Source organism: Pseudomonas sp. PB101, from assembly GCF_009764265.1.
In the GTDB taxonomy this organism is placed as follows: domain Bacteria; phylum Pseudomonadota; class Gammaproteobacteria; order Pseudomonadales; family Pseudomonadaceae; genus Aquipseudomonas.
Window position 1 is genome coordinate 19686 of sequence record NZ_RWIR01000070.1, and the last position, 16763, is coordinate 36448.

The following is a 16763-nucleotide window of genomic DNA, read 5'->3' on the forward strand; positions in this document are numbered from 1 at the left end:
TGCCCGCTCCCCCAAGGAGCCCGCATGTCCAACCTGACCGCCGACTGGCGCGACCGCCCTACCCATCGCCGGGTCTGGGCACTCGCCGCGCCGATGATTCTTTCGAACATTTCCGTACCACTGGTGGCACTGGTCGACAGCACCGTCATCGGCCACCTGCCCCACGCCCATCAACTCGGCGCCGTTGCGGTCGGGGCCAGCCTGTATACCTTCCTTGCCTGGGCCATGGGCTTTCTGCGCATGGGCTCCACCGGGTTCGCCGCCCAGGCGGCCGGGCGCGGGGATGGCGCGGCCTTGCGGCAGGTTCTGTTGCAAGGCCTGTTGCTCGCCTTCGGCCTGGCCGTGGTGTTGGGGGCGGTGGGCGTGCCGTTGAGCGGGGTGGCGCTGCACTTCATGCAACCCTCGGCGGAGCTCGGTCAGTTGACCCGCGAGTTCTTCCATATCCGCCTGTTTGGCCTGCCCGCCGCGCTGGCCAGTTATGCACTGGTCGGCTGGTTCCTCGGCACCCAGAATGCCCGGGCGCCGCTGGCGATTCTGCTGAGCACCAACCTGGTCAACATTGCCCTCAACCTGTGGTTCGTCCTCGGCCTGGAATGGGGCGTGGCGGGGGCTGCCCGGGCCTCGGTGATTGCCGAATGGACCGGTGCGCTGATCGGTTTGCTGATGACCCGCAAAGCCCTGCGCGCCTACCCCGGGCATATCGCCTGGGCGGCATTGGCGCTGTGGCAGAGTTGGCGACCATTGCTGGCGGTCAACCGCGACATTTTCATCCGCAGCCTGGCGCTGCAATCGGTGTTTTTCCTGATCACGGTGCAAGGCGCACGGCTGGGCGATGCCACGGTCGCGGCCAATGCCCTGTTGCTCAATGGTTTGCTGCTGACCGCCCACGCCCTCGATGGCCTGGCCCACGCCGTCGAAGCGCTGTGCGGGCATGCCCTCGGCGCCCGCGACCGCGATGCGCTGCGCCGTTCATTGGTGGTGGCGGGTGGCTGGTCGTTGCTGGCGAGCCTGGGCTTTGCCGTGCTGTTCCTGTTCGCCGGGCATCTGTTCATCGAGATGCAGACCGACATTCAAAGTGTGCGCGACACCGCGTTCATCTACCTGCCCTACCTCGCCGTACTGCCGCTGATTGCCGTCTGGAGTTACCTGCTCGACGGCCTGTTCATCGGCGCCACCCGCGCCAGGGAAATGCGCAACGGCATGCTGCTGACCGTGGCGCTGGTGCTGCCTTTCGGCTGGGCATTGCAAGGCCTGGGCAACCATGGCCTGTGGACAACCTTTCTGTTGTTCATGCTGCTACGCAGTCTGACCCTCGGCGTGATCGCCTGGCGCCTGCGCCGTAACGATGGCTGGTTTGCCGGCAGCACTCACTGATCGGATCGACCTCATGACCAGGGTCGGTTGTTTTGCCACAGGTGACGCAAATTCTCGAGGCGTTCCTGTTGAGTCCTGCCCGGCAATGGCTGCATGGGCACGGCATCGGGGTACTGCAAGCGCAACCATATCCAGCCATCTAGCACCGGCCGTTCGCTGAACCCCAACGCCAGTCCTTCCTGCACATGGGCCCACAGGCGGGAGAAATCGGCACCGGTGGATCGGTTCCAGCGCCAGGCATGCTGTTCGAGCAGACAGGTTTGCAGTTTTTCCCGTTGCCCGGCGCTGAGGCTCTCCTCGACCGCCAGCGGCCTGACCGCCAGCCGAGGGTTGGACAAGCGTTGCCAGCCCTCGCTTCCCGTTGCGCGATCCGCCCAACTGCCGCCGAACCAGCGCAACTGATGGATAGGCCCCAGCCAGCGACTCAGTTCAGCGGCATCGCAAGCATCGAAAAAATAGCTCGCCGTGATCGGGTTGTAGTAGCTCAAAAGGGCCCGGTGCAGACCCAGCGTGACCGTGAGCATGCGCCGCAAATGCGCCAGCAACGACGCAACGCCGACCTCGCCGACCATCAGCAATCCGGGCCAGCGTTGTCCGTCGACGCGGCATAAATCGAGCAGTGCCGGGCAAGTGCGCAGGTCGACCAGGAGCGGTCCCTGCTCATGCAGCGCATGCCACTCCGTACCCTCGAACAATCCGGTGCAACGGGCCTGGGTAAACATCTGCCGAAATGCGACACCCGCCTGCGGCGTGCCCGGCACATCCAGCAACAGCCACTGCGGGGGTGCCTCGGGCGTGCGTGTGACGATCATGCTCCAGCGCTCTGGCCGAGCTGCGTCGCCAGACGACAGGTGCACAACGCCTGTGCGCAATGGTTGAAGCTGCCGCCGCCGGGCAACAGGCACAACATCAGCAATGGCTCTGCCGAGCGCAACCATTGCTCGAGGCCTTCATCATGGCTGCACAAATCCGTGGGTGCATCGGTATCCGTCACCTCGATCGTTGCTGGCGCATGCAGCACCCCGGTTATCTGCGGCCGGTCGGGGTCGCCTTCGACAAAACTCACGACCAGCTCGGTTCCTGCAAGCAATGGCGAGAACGTCTCGGCCTGCAACGGCCCGGCCAATGGCAACCAACAGTGGCTGGGTGCCGCCCCTTCGCCCTGATAAAGCCAGTCGAACTGCACGGGTACCGGTCGTGTCGGGTCGGGGCCTGGTTCCGCGACTTCGACCACCCACGCCCGTTGCAGGCTGTGCATCTGTGGCTTGACCGTCGCACGGGGCGGCTCGAAAGTTGCCGGCCATTGCAGGGCACGGGCCTGATTGTGGTACGTATCCTGGCTGCCCCAATGCTCAACGCGGGTCAACAGCCAGAGGCGATTGCAATCGCTCACCGGATGCCCGGACAACGGCATCAGCCGGCCGCTGCGCAATGACCCAAGGTCTGTCCGGCAATCGGCACACTGCGCCGCTGTCACAGCACTGCGCTGTCGTTCGAACTGCCGTACCGCCGGCCGACCGCCCTCGCTGCGGAAAACTGCCGGTTCGCCGGCTGGAAAGCGCTGCTGATCATCCCCAAACACCACACAGTGCCCGCGGGCCCGGTGTTCGAAGTAGTAGTGAAGGCGTTCCTGGGCGCACAGTCGCTGGAGAAATTGCAGGTCTGACTCTCGATATTGCGTGCAGAAATCCTGGGGCGGGTAGTCACCGCTCAGCTCCAGGCGTCGATCCTTGCCGACAATGCCGTGCTCCTTGAGCACCTGGTCGATAATTTGCGGCACTGAACGGGCGCTGAAGATTCGCTGGCTGAAGCGCTGGTCCAGGCACGCCAGTCTTGGCCCCAGGCGCACCTGGCAGAGTCGGGGTCCCGAGGCATGATCACGCTGGACGAGTTCCTGCAATTGTCCATGCACCGAGCTTGCGGCTGGCCCGAAATGCAATGAGGCCGGGCGGTACAACAAGCTGGCAAGGTCAAGCACCGGGTCATCGATCAGCAGTTCCAGATCGAACACGAAGGGCTCGCTGATGGCTTCTCTACCGGTAAAGGCCAGGACCTCGAAGGAGTCGGGCAAACCTGCAACATCCAGACGAAATGACGGTTCGCTGACTGGATTGAACATCGGCGTTTCTCTACAGGAGGGGCGGCCGGGGATTCTCGCCGAGAGACATGACCGAGTAGAGTGCCGAAAGACAAATTAGGAAATGACCTACGCGAAAAGAAGACCAAATACTGTGGTTAGTCGAGAACGCGGGAAATTTCGCTTGGAGTAGGAGAATCGCCGCACCAGGTCATCTGAAAATTCCGCGGCAAACGGTAAATTTTCAGACAACCTGATGAGCGTGACGCTTACCTCAGGAAGACAGGTAAGACGAACGGGTCAGCCCCAGGCGCAAGGCATCGAGGAACTGCGTGCGCTCGGTTGCGCTGATGCGGGCACTGGCGCACTTGTCGCGGTAGTGAGTCATCAGTTCCTCCGGCGACAAGTGCACGTAGCGCAGCATGTCTTCGATGGTGTCGTGGGTTTCGATACCGGCGTGGTACACGCTGCCGTCGGCGTTCTGGTAGATGTTCACCGAGTCGGTGTCACCGAACAGGTTGTGCATGTCGCCAAGGATTTCCTGATAGGCGCCGACCAGGAACACACCCAGCAAGTAGTCTTCACCTTCGTTCAGCGCGTGCACCGGCAAACTGGTTTCGATGCTCTGCTCGTCGACGTACTGGTTGATCTTGCCGTCGGAGTCACAGGTCAGGTCTTGCAGCACCGCACGACGCAGCGGCTCTTCGTCGAGGCGATGCAGCGGGATGATCGGCAGAACCTGGTCGATGGCCCAGGTGTCCGGCAGGCTCTGGAACACCGAGAAGTTGCAGATGTATTTGTCCGCCAGCTTGTCGTTGAGTTCGTCCAGCACCTGACGGTGGGAACGCTGGCGCGCCTTCAGCGAGTTGTGCAGACGACGGCACACGGCGAAGTAGCATTGCTCGGCCAGGGCTTTCTCGGCCAGGGTCATCTTGCCGTCGGCGTACTGCGCTGCCACGTCGCTCATGTAGTGCGTGGCGCGCCAGTAGGTTTCGGTGACCATCTCGATGTCGGTCGGGCCCAACAGGTCTACCAGCCACTGCACGGTTTCCGGCAGCGCTTCCTTGTTTTCGATCTGTGGCACGTCGTCGTTGTGTTTCTCGACGTCGGTCACCTGGATCACCAGCATGGCGTGGTGCGCGGTCAGGGAGCGGCCGCTTTCGGAGAAGATGTTCGGGTGCGGCAGACTCTGCGCATCGCAGAATTCCTTGAGCATCCCGACCACGACGCCGGCGTAGTCGTCCATGTCGTAGTTGATCGAACTGGCGTTACGCGAGTGCGTACCGTCGTAGTCCACGCCCAGGCCGCCGCCGACGTCGATGTGGTCCACCGGCAGGCCGAGGTTGCGCAACTCGCCGTAGTAACGGATCGCTTCCTTGAACCCGTGCTGGTAGTCCGCCAGGTTGGCGATCTGCGAGCCCATATGGAAGTGCAGCAGGCGAATGCCCTGGTCCAGGCCGGCCGCGCGGAAACGCTCGACCACCGACAGCAGTTGCGCCGCCGACAGGCCGAACTTGGATTTCTCGCCGCCGGTGTCTGCCCACTTGCTCGACGCCAGGGACGACAGGCGCACGCGCAGGCCGACCTGGGGCTTGACCTTCAGCGAGTTGGCTTCTTCGATCACCAGGCCGACTTCGGATTCTTTCTCGATCACGATAAACACGTTGTGGCCGAGCTTCTGGCCCATCAACGCCAGGCGGATGAACTCGCGGTCCTTGTAACCGTTGCAGACGATGGTGCCGCCCTTCGGCGCCAGTGCCAGCACCGCCAGCAGCTCTGGCTTGGAGCCGGCTTCCAGACCGATGGAGACGTTCTGGGTGGCGATGATGTTCTCGATCACCGCTTCCTGCTGGTTCACCTTGATCGGGTACAGCGCGGTGTACTTGCTCTGGTATTCCAGACGCTCGATGTTGGCGTCGAACGCGCCGGTCAGCTGACGCACGCGGTCTTGCAGAATGTCCGGGAAGCGGACCAGCAACGGCAAGGACAGGCCGCTTTTGCGCAGCTGGTCGACTTGCTCGAACAGGTCGATAGGCGAACTGCTCGGACCGTTCGGACGAACTTCGACGCGACCGGCATCATTGATCGCGAAATACCCGGCCCCCCAATGGCGAATCCCGTAAACACTGCGGCTGTCCGCAACTGTCCATTGGCTGCCATCGTCTTTGCGTGTGCGTCGTACGGACATCGAAGTCCCCTATAAAGAAGTCATAGTGCGTCGCCTGGGTTCAGGCCGGCGCAGTCTAAAGAATGAAAATGACGGTTCGTCAACGAGGCAATAGACCCCGTCGACCGCAACGAGTTTAGAAACCGGTCATGAACAGGCTCTGTGAAAACCATGTGGGCGACGCCAGGCCTGAATGCCATCAGGACCGGATCAAGCCGAGGGTGGTTTTCACAGAGGCTGCTAGCCGCCGGACTTCTTCGCTTTGAAACCGGACTTGATCAGTTCTGCCAAGAGTAGCTCGACATGATCGCCCTGGATCTCGATGACACCGTCTTTCAGCGCCCCACCGGTACCGCAACGTTTTTTCAACGTCGTGGCCAGTTCCCTGAGCGCGTCTTCAGCCAATGGCACGCCGGTGATGGTGGTCACCGTCTTGCCGCCACGGCCCTTGCTTTCACGACGCACGCGCGCGATGCCGTCGCCAGCCGGGATAACGGTCTGTTTGCAGATGCAGGCGTCCACCGGTTTACTGCATTCCGGGCAATGACGACCTGCGTCGGTGGAAAATACCAGGCCGCCCAGGGCGGCGAAGGATGCGGCTTTTTTGGCCACCGGCAATCCTCTTCGGAGGACAAAGACTGGTCGCAGCACTTGACAAGGCTATCGACCGCGAAGCCCCACTCAGGCAGGGGCAGCGCTACTGAAACGGTACAACATTCACTTCACTGTAGGAGCGAGCTTGCTCGCGATGAGCTCAAAGGCGACGCGTTCATTCTGGATGCCCGCGTTATCGTTGACGTCCATCGCGAGCAAGCTCGCTCCTACAGATGAAGCAATACCGGTTCAGTTTGAAAAGGTCGCGCAGTGTAACGGCAAAAACGCTGATTGCTAAGAGCCAATCAGCGCCAATTTATAGCTGTTTTGCGACGTTGCCTTGTTGAGCCTTCAGATAGCGCTTCAACGCCGCCAGCGAGTCCGGGCAATAAGGCTTTTGCCCGATTTCCAGCATGACCTGATCGATGGGGATAAAGCGCGCTTCAAGCACCTCTTCCGGTTGCAGGATCAACGGGCCGTCCCACACCGCCGAGAACGCCGAGCACCACAGGCGATTGCCGGTGTCCTCGAAGAAAAAGTGGTCATGGGCGGTCAGTTCCACGCCGCTCACACCCAGCTCTTCCTCCAGCTCCCGGGCTGCCGATTCGGCATAGGTTTCAGTGGCGAGCACCATGCCGCCCGCCGCCACGTCCCAGTAGCCGGGATAGATTGCCTTGCTCAGGGTGCGGCGATGCACGCACAACTCGCCAGCGGAATTGAACAACATGATGTAGGTGCCGCGCCCGATCAGCCCGCGCTCGCGCAAGTCGGAACGGACCAGGGCACCGAGCAGGTTGTCGTGCTCGTCGACCCAGGCGATCTGTTCGGCATCGGAAGCTGCGCGGTGCGCGGCTTCCCTGGTGTTATCGACCATGACTCAGCCCTGATTGAGCAGTTGACGCAAATCGATCACCGCCGCGTTGGCCCGGGAAATGTAGTTGGCCATGACCAGCGAGTGGTTGGCCAGCACGCCGAAGCCGCTGCCGTTGAGGATCATCGGGCTCCACACCGGCTCCTGCGACGCTTCCAGTTCACGAATGATCTGGCGCACGCTGACCGTGGCGTTCTTCTTGGCCAGCACGTCGGCGAAGTCGACTTCGATGGCGCGCAGCAAATGCGACAAGGCCCAGGCCTGGCCACGAGCTTCGTAGAACACGTTGTCGATCTGCATCCACGGGGTCTCGACGATTTCCTCATCAACCTGCGGTGCCACACCCGGCGTCACCACCTCGGTCTTCAGCGCAGTGTTGAGCTTGACCCGGCCCACACTGGCCGACAGCCGTTGCGACAGCGAACCCAGACGGGTGCCGACATCCCCCAGCCAGTTGTTCAGGTTGTCGGCGCGGGCATAGAACAGCGCGCTTTTCTGGTTCGGATCGGACAGGCGCGCCTGATAGCGGCTCAGGGAATTGATGCCTTCCTGGTACTCGGACTCGCTGGATGGCAGCACCCAGCTTTTGTTGTCGAAGTTGAAACGCGGCTCGGCCTTGGCCAGGTCGGCGTCTTCGGCGGACTGCGACTGCGAACGGGCGAAGTCTTTACGCAATGCCCGGCTCAGGTCGCGGACCTGCACCAGCACGCCGTATTCCCAGCTCGGCATGTTGTCCATCCACAGGCCTGGCGGGAACCGGTCGTTGGAAATATAGCCGCCCGGCTTGGTCAGCAAAGTGCCGGCGACAGTCTTGAGGGTTTCCACCGTGGTGTAGCCGACGACCATCTGCCTGCCTTCTTTCTCGGCCGCCAGTTGTGCGGTTTGCTGGACCGGGAACAGCGCCGGCTCCTGGCTCCAGTACCAGCCCAGGACACTCGCCACCAACAGGTAGATGCCCAGCAGAGTGGCCAGCGCCCGGCTGAACAGCAGGCCGCCCAAATAACTGCGGGTCTCCGACTTGGGTTCAGCGGCACGTTCAGGCGCACTGCCTGTGCGGTTCTTCCAGTCCAGCATGGCGATTTCCTTTCAAGCTTTTGGGTTCAACGGTTCGACAACAACCATACAACAACGTGCCTTGGCCCGGCACCCGCCATTGCACCAATGTGGAAAATTACCGGGCTGGCGTCTAAGGGAATCCCTTAGCCCCCGAGACCCGGAAAGCCGGACTGATCAACACTGGCCAGCCCTGCGATGTCAGCCACGCTCCAACTGCCAACCCAAGTCGGTCAAGTGCCTTGATTAAAGCACTTCGCCCCCGCACACCGCGACTTTCAAGGCCAGAACAAGACCGACCGGTCACAAACTGAATGAGCTCGCATTACAGATTATTGACGTACAGCACTCATGTTACCGAAAAGTGGTGCTAGCATAGAGCCACCAGTCGACCTCAGTGTGCACCCTAACTAGTAGTCAGGATATGACCGAGCCAGAAGACCCCAGCCGCGAGCGCCTCAAGCACCACTTTGCCCAGCGGGTAATTCATCAGGCTCGTCAGATTCTTGAGATATGGCAGCGCCTGCAACGCAGCGAGTGGTCCACCGCCGACCTTTCGGAACTGAGCGAGGCCAATCTGCGCCTGCTGCGTTTCGCCGAGCGCTTCGAGCAACCGGAACACACGCAACTGGCGCGCCACATCGGCCTGTCCCTGGAGGCGGTGGACGCCAACCGCGGACGCCTGAGCAGCGGTCTGATCACCGACCTCAATCGCCTGATGCAGCGCCTGTCGCGCACCGGTTTGCGGCATGGCGACCAACTCGATCAGACCTTCCTGCCGCCGTTGCGCAAGCCCATCTATGTAATGCTGCAGGATCACGACCGTGCCGAGCGCCTGGCCAAGCAACTGGAGTTCTTCGGCCTCAGCGCCCAGTCCCTGGACAGCGTAGACGCGTTTCGCTCCTCGATGATCGAGCGCTTGCCGGCGGCGATTGTCATGGACGTGGATTTCAGTGGCGCCGGCGTCGGCCTGAAACTGGCCGCCGAAGCCCAGGAAGGCCTCGATCATCAGCTGCCGCTGTTGTTCTTCAGCCTGCACGAAACCGATACCCCGACCCGCCTGGCCGCCGTGCGCGCCGGTGGCCAGGAGTTCCTCACCGGCACCCTCGAAGCGTCGAGCCTGCTGGAGAAAATCGAGGTCCTGACCTGCGTCGCCCAGTACGAGCCTTATAAAGTGCTGATCATCGACGACTCTCGGGCCCAGGCCCTGCACACCGAACGCCTGCTCAACAGCGCCGGGATCGTCACCCGCACGCTCATCGAGCCGATCCAGGCCATGGCCGAACTGGCGGATTTCCAGCCGGACCTGATCATCCTCGACATGTACATGCCGGCCTGCACCGGTACGGAACTGGCCAAGGTGATCCGCCACAACGACCGCTACGTCAGCGTGCCGATCATCTACCTGTCGGCCGAAGACGACCTGGACAAACAGCTCGACGCCATGAGCGAGGGCGGCGACGACTTCCTGACCAAGCCGATCAAGCCCCGGCACCTGATCACCACCGTGCGCAACCGCGCAGCCAGAGCGCGCAACCTCAAGGCGCGGATGGTCCGCGACAGCCTCACGGGCCTGTACAACCACACGCACATCCTGCAATTGCTCGAAGACTGCTCGTTCCGCGCCCGCCGCGAGGACAAGCCGCTGAGCTTTGCCATGCTCGACATCGACCATTTCAAGCGGGTCAACGACAGCCACGGCCACCCCATGGGCGACCGGGTGATCAAGAGCCTGGCGCTGTTTCTCAAGCAACGCCTGCGCAAAACCGACTTCATCGGGCGCTACGGTGGCGAAGAGTTTGCCATTGTCATGCCGGACACCGACCTCGAAGCAGCGCACAACGTGCTCGATGAAATCAGGCAGCGCTTTGCCGAAATTCACTACCCCGCTCAACCCCAGGATTTGTGGTGCACCTTCAGTGCCGGGGTGGTCGAGCTGTGTGATGAGTCCGACAGCCTGTTGATGGCCAGTCAGGCCGATGAGGCGCTGTATCGCGCCAAACATGGTGGACGCAATCGCGTACAGGCCGCTCGTGCGTCAAAGCAAAGTGCCACTTTTTTATCGGAATCGACCGATACAGTCATAACCCTGTAACAGAAACGCAATAACTTCAGGCACTTACCATTTCTGCCGTTGGTAGTCCGTAAATGCGCCTGAAGCTGCTGACCAATCTCAATACCCTCCTTCTGGTGGCCGTGTGCGTGGCCCTCGGCGCTACGCTGTGGTGGTCGCAAAAAGCCCTTGAGCGTCCGTATCTATTAATGGAGCGCTACCTGGGCCTGTCGCAGCAGTTTCAGAATGAGGTCGCCCGCAGCGTCGAGGATTACCTTGGCAGCGGCGATGCCCTGCGCCTGAGCAGTGCCGCCCAAGGTATCGCCAGCCTGCAAAAACAACTCGACGAATTGCCACCCGCCCTGGCCGAGACAGTGCGCCCCAGCCTGTCGACCCTTGAAGAATTCAGCAAGGCCGACCTGCTGGCGGCCGGCAAACTGGCAGGCGATCCGCAGGCCCTGCTGCTGCAGGCCGAGCGCGAACTGGGGGCCAGTCTCGATCAGCTCAGCCAGTACGCCGGAGGCAATGCGGCCTACCTGACGCCGCTGCTCAGCGCCTCGCAACACTTGGGTAGATTGTCCCTGGCGCGGGACAAACTGGTCAGCAGCGGCCGCAGTGAACTGGCCGCCGATGTCGAACGTGAAGTAGCCAACATCCGCACCCAGGCTGAAAAACTGGACGCCCTGCCATTGCTGGGCGTGACCACCAGCAGCGAGTCGAATACCGACGATTTCGCCTCGATGATGGGCCTTGAGAACAAGGAAAAAACCGTCGCAGAAGATGCCGGCATCGGTCTCAAGCGCGAGCTCAACAGCCTGCTCAGCCGCTACCCGGCCGAGCTCTCGCGTACCCGCGATCAAATCCAGAAGCGTGCCGACCTCAGTAGCGCGACGCACTTGAAAATCGCCGAGGTTCAGCAAGCCATTGCCGGGCTGGAACCGGTGGTGCGCGCCCAGCACGGGCAGATCCAGGGTGAAGTGCGGCTGATGCAAGGCGTGATGATCGGCTTGATTCTGTTGATCGCCCTGCTGATCGACACCTTGCAGCGCAAACTCGCCCGGACCCTGACCAACCTCGCCCCGGCCCTGTCGACCTGGGCCGAAGGCGACTTCAGCCGCGACATTCAACTGGGCAACACCAACCGCGAACTGCATGACATTGAAGCCTCGCTCAATCGCTTGCGCGCCTATCTGGTGGACCTGGTGGGGACCATTCGCCGCAACGCCGAACAAGTGGCCGGCAGTAGCCGCACCTTGGCCGACCTGAGCAACGACTTGCACAGCGGAGCCGAGCATCAGGCCGGCGACACGGCACTGATCCGCGATTCCCTCAGCGAACTGGAAGCGACCATTCAACAAGTCGCCGGGGATGCCAGCCAGGCCGCCGACGCCAGCCGCCACGCGGGCCTGGCCGTGGAGCATGGGCAGAAAGTCATCGGCCTGAGCCTCACCGGCCTGCATGCGCTGGTGGATGAAGTGCAAGGCAACGCACAAATGATCGAACACCTGGCCGAAGAGTCGGCGACCATCGGTGGCGTGTTGACGGTGATCCGCTCGATTGCCGACCAGACCAACCTGCTGGCCCTGAACGCAGCCATCGAAGCGGCCCGGGCCGGGGAGATGGGCCGCGGCTTTGCCGTGGTGGCCGAAGAGGTGCGCTCACTGGCGCAGCGGACCGCCGGGGCCACGGCAGAAATCCAGACACTGATCGCGGGGCTGCAAACCGCCGCGCGGCAATCGGTGGAAGGCATGCGCGCCCAGGTCGAACACGCCGAAGCCACGGCCAACCAGGCCCAGGCCGCCGATGGTGCGCTGGATAAAATCGTCGGGGCGATCCAGACCATTTCCGACACGGCCGTGCGCATCGCCGATGTCACGGCCCAGCAGAGCGGCGCTGTCAGCGAGATTCGTGACCACAGTGAGCGGATTCACCAGTTGGGCGGGGATAACCTGCTGCGCATTGGCGAAGGCCGTGAGCAGGGAGAAAATCTTCTGGTGCTGGGTGGTCGATTGCATACAGCCGTTCAGGCTTTTCGCGTCTGACAGATAGCTATCGCGGGCAAGCCCGCTCCCACAGGGTTCTCGGTAGTACACAATGTTCGTGCTCACTGAAGATCACTGTGGGAGCGGGCTTGCCCGCGATGGCGTCAGTGCACTCACCACACATCCTTGGCTCTGCACACCGAACGACTGTCCGCTATCATCCCCCCAATTCCGATACGCGAGATCGTCATGCGCCGTTTGCTCTGCCTGCTGTTTCTAGTGTTCGCCCTGCCGGCCAGCGCCACTGGCTTGCTGGAGGATCGCCCCAGTTCGACCCTGGGCTCGATCAACAACAGCGCCGACTTCCTGCCCGTGCGTGAAGCCTTCCAGTTGAGCCTGGTAGAGAGCACACCGCAATCGATCAAACTGCGTTTCGTCGCCACCGAAGGTTATTACCTCTACCGTCACCGTTTTCAGTTCCGCGCCGATCCGGCCGAAGTCGTTCTCGGCGCGGCAAAACTGCCCGATGGCCAGAAAAAGCACGATGAATACTTCGGCGACGTCGAGGTCTATCACGGCATTCTCGACGTCGAGTTGCCGCGCACCGACCAACGCGCCTTCACCCTGGCCGTGACCTATCAGGGATGCGCCGACAAAGGCCTGTGTTATCCGCCGGAAACCGAGCGTTTGAGCATCGACGGCAGTGGTGCCGCGACAACGGCTTACTCATGGAGCTGGCGCGAACTGGCGTTGTTTTTCCTCGCCGGCCTGGGCCTGACCTTCACGCCCTGCGTGCTGCCCATGCTGCCGATCCTGTCCGGTGTAGTGCTGCGCGGCCAGGTCGGTGGCTGGCGCGGCTTCAATCTGTCACTGGCCTATGTGCTGCCGATGGCCGCGTGTTTTGCCCTGCTCGGCGCGTTGATGGGCCTGTTCGGTGCCCAGCTCAATCTGCAGGCGCGATTGCAGTCGGCCTGGGTGCTGGTGCCTTTCGCGATGTTTTTTGCGCTGTTCGCGCTGGCGATGTTCGGCGTCTTCGAACTGAAACTGCCACATGCCATCAGCAGTCGCCTGGACCGCATCGCCGGTCGCACCGAAGGCGGTTCGCTGTGGGGCGCCGCGGTGCTCGGCGTGGTCTCCAGTTTGCTGGTTTCACCCTGTGTTTCGGCGCCGTTGGCCGGTGCGTTGCTGTACATCAGCGCCAGTGGCGATGCGCTGGGCGGCGGTCTGAAGCTGTTCATGCTCGGCCTCGGCATGGGTGCGCCGCTGTTGCTGGTGGCCACCGGCGGTGCTGCCTGGCTGCCGAAAAGCGGTCCATGGCTGGTCTACGTGAAAAACGCGATTGGTGTGTTGTTGCTCGGACTGGCGATCGCCCTGCTCAGCCGTGTCTTGCCCGGCCAGGTCACCTTGCTGTTGATCGGGCTGCTGGCCGGTGGCGCAGGCTTGTTCATGGGTGCGCTGGAGTTCGTCTACAAGCCGCCGCGCAAGCGCCTCGGGCAGTTGCTCGGAATATTCCTGGTGTTTTACGCCCTGGCCTGCTGGTACGGCGCGTTCAGCGGCCAGACCGATCCGTTCAATCCCATTGGCCAGCCGCGCGTCGTCGAAAGCAACCAGCCTGTACAAGGCATCGGTGCCTGGCAAACCGTCAGCACTTCCGCCGATCTCGACCGCGTACTCGCCGAGGCCCGGTCGTCCGGCACTCCGCTGCTGCTCGACTGGTACGCCGACTGGTGCATCAGCTGCAAAGTCATCGAGCATGAGGTGCTGAAGGACCCGATCGTCGTCGAACGCCTGAAGGGCTACCGGCTGATCCGCGTCGACATCACCGCCAATAATGCCGAGCAACGCACCTTGCTCGACCGTTATCAGTTGTTCGGTCCACCGGCCTTGATGTTTTTCGGCAAGGACGGCGTCGAACGCGCCGATGTGCGGGTGATTGGCGAGATCAACGCCAAAGACTTCGCCGAACGTGTTACCCGGGCGAATGACCACATTTAATCAAGCAGTCATATATTTTGCGCAAACATCGGTCATCGTGCTGGCTATTGCAGAGAACTGGACAGTCACAAAGGCTTTGCGGCATAGTCGCCGGGTTCTGACAACTGCACACAGATAACAAAGGAACCGCCGATGGCGACGCTACTCGTTCTGCATGGCCCCAACCTGAACTTGCTCGGCACCCGTGAACCGGGCACCTATGGCGCCACGACGCTGGCGCAGATCAACCAGGACCTGGAACGCCGCGCCCGTGAAGCCGGTCACCATTTGCTGTACCTGCAGAGCAACGCCGAGTACGAATTGATCGACCGCATCCACGCCGCGCGCGGCGAAGGCGTCGATTTCATTCTGATCAATCCAGCAGCTTTTACACATACAAGTGTCGCATTACGTGACGCGCTGCTGGCGGTGAGCATCCCATTCATCGAAGTGCATTTGTCTAACGTGCACAAACGCGAACCTTTCCGCCATCACTCTTACTTCTCCGACGTAGCGGTGGGAGTGATCTGCGGCCTTGGCGCCAGCGGTTATCGACTGGCCCTGGAGGCCGCCCTGGAACAGCTTGAACAACAAGTTAACCGCCCCTGACCGACCCTTGGGAGTTGATGATTCATGGATATCCGTAAAGTTAAGAAACTGATCGAATTGCTGGAAGAGTCCGGCATCGACGAGCTCGAGATCAAGGAAGGCGAAGAGTCCGTACGCATCAGCCGTCATAGCAAGACCCCGGCTCAGCAGTACTACGCGCCGGCTCCGATGCCTGCTCCGGTTGCCGCGCCTGCCGCCGCTCCGGCTGCCGCTGCCGCACCTGTTGCCGCGGCCGCTCCGGCACTGAACGGCACCGTTGCCCGTTCGCCGATGGTTGGTACGTTCTATCGCAAGTCTTCGCCAACCTCGCCGTCCTTCGTTGAAGTCGGCCAGACCGTGAAGAAAGGCGACACCCTGTGCATCGTTGAAGCCATGAAGATGATGAACCACATCGAAGCTGAAACCAGCGGTGTGATCGAATCCATCCTCGTCGAAGACGGCCAGCCGGTTGAGTACGACCAACCGCTGTTCACCATCGTTTGAACCGCGGAGAGCCTTTGATGACTGCGAAGTTGGAAAAAGTTCTGATCGCCAACCGCGGTGAGATCGCCCTGCGGATCCTGCGCGCCTGCAAAGAAATGGGCATCAAGACCGTCGCCGTTTACTCCAAGGCTGACAAGGAACTGATGCACCTGGGCCTGGCAGACGAATCCGTCTGCATCGGTCCGGCATCGGCCGCCCACTCCTACCTGCACATTCCGGCAATCATTGCCGCGGCCGAAGTGACTGGCGCCACCGCCATTCACCCTGGCTACGGCTTCCTTGCGGAAAACGCCGACTTCGCCGAACAGGTCGAGAACTCCGGCTTCGCGTTCATTGGCCCGAAAGCCGACACCATTCGCCTGATGGGCGACAAGGTATCGGCCAAGCACGCCATGATCGCCGCCGGCGTACCGACCGTTCCGGGCTCTGACGGCCCGCTGCCGGAAGACGAAGAAACCGCTCTGCGCATTGGTCGCGAAGTCGGTTACCCGGTGATCATCAAGGCCGCTGGCGGCGGCGGTGGTCGCGGCATGCGCGTTGTGCATAAAGAAGAAGACCTGATCTCCTTCGCCAAACTGACCCGCACCGAAGCTGGCGCGGCGTTCGGCAACCCGATGGTCTATCTGGAAAAATTCCTGACCAACCCACGTCACGTGGAAGTCCAGGTACTTTCCGATGGCCAGGGCCAGGCTATCCATCTGGGCGACCGCGACTGCTCGCTGCAACGCCGTCACCAGAAGGTTCTCGAAGAAGCGCCCGCACCGGGCATCGACGAACAGGCCCGCGAGGAAGTTCTGGCTCGTTGCGTCAAGGCGTGCATCGACATCGGTTACCGTGGCGCGGGCACTTTCGAGTTCCTGTACGAAAACGGTCGTTTCTACTTCATCGAGATGAACACTCGTGTCCAGGTAGAGCACCCGGTTTCGGAAATGGTCACCGGTATCGACATCGTCAAGGAGATGCTCAGCATCGCCGCCGGCAACAAGCTGTCGTTCACCCAGGATGACGTGGTCATCCGCGGTCACGCGCTGGAATGCCGGATCAACGCCGAAGACCCGAAAACCTTCATGCCGAGCCCGGGCACGGTCAAGCATTTCCACGCCCCAGGCGGCAACGGCGTTCGCGTCGATTCGCACCTGTACAGTGGTTATGCCGTTCCGCCGAACTACGACTCGTTGATCGGCAAGCTGATCACTTACGGGGCAACCCGTGACGAAGCCATGGCGCGCATGCGCAATGCGCTGGACGAGATCGTTGTCGACGGGATCAAGACCAACATCCCGCTGCACCGCGACCTGACCCGCGATGAAGGCTTCTGCAAAGGGGGCGTGAACATTCACTACCTCGAGCACAAGCTGGCTGGCGAGAAGCACTAAGCTTCGACCCGATCAACAAGGCCGCCTTCGGGCGGCTTTGTTGTTTCTGAAGGTTTCAAAAATCCCCCTGTGGGAGCGAGCTTGCTCGCGAAGAGGCCACTACATTCAACCTAGATGTCGACTGACACACCGTCTTCGCGAGCAGGCTCG

The 16763-nt window shown here is 61.7% G+C and carries 13 protein-coding genes; 7 read left to right on the plus strand and 6 right to left on the minus strand.

Features of this window, described 5'->3' with window-relative positions:
• The first annotated feature begins 24 nt into the window (after nucleotides 1-24).
• Nucleotides 25-1374, plus strand: a complete 1350-nt coding sequence (locus EI969_RS21595; protein WP_160389558.1) for an MATE family efflux transporter — start codon at nucleotides 25-27, stop codon at nucleotides 1372-1374.
• A gap of 11 nt (nucleotides 1375-1385) precedes the next feature.
• Here EI969_RS21595 and EI969_RS21600 read toward each other — a convergent pair whose 3' ends face one another.
• From EI969_RS21600 to EI969_RS21625, 6 genes are all read right to left on the minus strand, one after another.
• A complete protein-coding gene (locus tag EI969_RS21600; protein WP_160389559.1) occupies nucleotides 1386-2186 on the minus strand; it encodes a DUF4123 domain-containing protein in 801 nt (266 codons plus the stop codon).
• Entirely contained in the window at nucleotides 2183-3493 is a 1311-nt protein-coding gene (locus EI969_RS21605) for a type VI secretion system Vgr family protein (protein WP_160389560.1), read from the minus strand. The genes EI969_RS21600 and EI969_RS21605 overlap by 4 nt, the downstream gene beginning before the upstream one ends.
• 232 nt (nucleotides 3494-3725) lie before the next feature.
• Nucleotides 3726-5639 carry an arginine decarboxylase gene (speA, locus tag EI969_RS21610; RefSeq protein WP_160389561.1) on the minus strand — a complete coding sequence of 638 codons (1914 nt, stop codon included), beginning with the start codon at nucleotides 5637-5639 and terminating at the stop codon, nucleotides 3726-3728.
• Nucleotides 5640-5858: 219 nt separating this feature from the next.
• Nucleotides 5859-6230 (minus strand): translation initiation factor Sui1, encoded by a 372-nt coding sequence (locus tag EI969_RS21615; RefSeq protein ID WP_160389562.1) that lies wholly within the window; start codon nucleotides 6228-6230, stop codon nucleotides 5859-5861.
• A 298-nt stretch (nucleotides 6231-6528) separates the two neighbouring features.
• Nucleotides 6529-7086, minus strand: coding sequence for an NUDIX hydrolase (locus tag EI969_RS21620; RefSeq protein ID WP_160389563.1), 558 nt, complete (start codon nucleotides 7084-7086; stop codon nucleotides 6529-6531).
• Between the two features lie 3 nt (nucleotides 7087-7089).
• The gene (locus EI969_RS21625; RefSeq protein ID WP_160389564.1) at nucleotides 7090-8157 is read right to left on the minus strand and encodes a DUF2333 family protein; all 1068 of its coding nucleotides are present in this window, start codon (nucleotides 8155-8157) and stop codon (nucleotides 7090-7092) included.
• 403 nt (nucleotides 8158-8560) lie between these two features.
• Here EI969_RS21625 and gcbA point away from each other — a divergent pair, with 403 nt between their 5' ends.
• The 6 genes from gcbA to accC all read left to right on the plus strand — a co-directional run bounded on the left by gcbA (nucleotide 8561) and on the right by accC (nucleotide 16613).
• On the plus strand, nucleotides 8561-10231 hold the full coding sequence (gene gcbA, locus EI969_RS21630; RefSeq protein ID WP_160389565.1) for a diguanylate cyclase GcbA: 1671 nt from the start codon (nucleotides 8561-8563) through the stop codon (nucleotides 10229-10231).
• A gap of 1451 nt (nucleotides 10232-11682) precedes the next feature.
• Entirely contained in the window at nucleotides 11683-12231 is a 549-nt protein-coding gene (locus EI969_RS31060; RefSeq protein WP_371919025.1) for a methyl-accepting chemotaxis protein, read from the plus strand.
• Nucleotides 12232-12420: 189 nt separating this feature from the next.
• The gene (locus tag EI969_RS21640; RefSeq protein ID WP_160389567.1) at nucleotides 12421-14166 is read left to right on the plus strand and encodes a protein-disulfide reductase DsbD; all 1746 of its coding nucleotides are present in this window, start codon (nucleotides 12421-12423) and stop codon (nucleotides 14164-14166) included.
• A 132-nt stretch (nucleotides 14167-14298) separates the two neighbouring features.
• Nucleotides 14299-14754: a type II 3-dehydroquinate dehydratase gene (aroQ, locus tag EI969_RS21645; protein WP_150714527.1), complete on the plus strand. Its 456-nt coding sequence runs from the start codon at nucleotides 14299-14301 to the stop codon at nucleotides 14752-14754.
• A 24-nt stretch (nucleotides 14755-14778) separates the two neighbouring features.
• Nucleotides 14779-15237 carry an acetyl-CoA carboxylase biotin carboxyl carrier protein gene (gene accB, locus EI969_RS21650; RefSeq protein ID WP_160389568.1) on the plus strand — a complete coding sequence of 153 codons (459 nt, stop codon included), beginning with the start codon at nucleotides 14779-14781 and terminating at the stop codon, nucleotides 15235-15237.
• 17 nt (nucleotides 15238-15254) lie between these two features.
• Complete coding sequence (accC, locus tag EI969_RS21655; RefSeq protein ID WP_160389569.1) at nucleotides 15255-16613, plus strand: acetyl-CoA carboxylase biotin carboxylase subunit; 1359 nt, start codon at nucleotides 15255-15257, stop codon at nucleotides 16611-16613.
• Nucleotides 16614-16763: the final 150 nt, after the last annotated feature.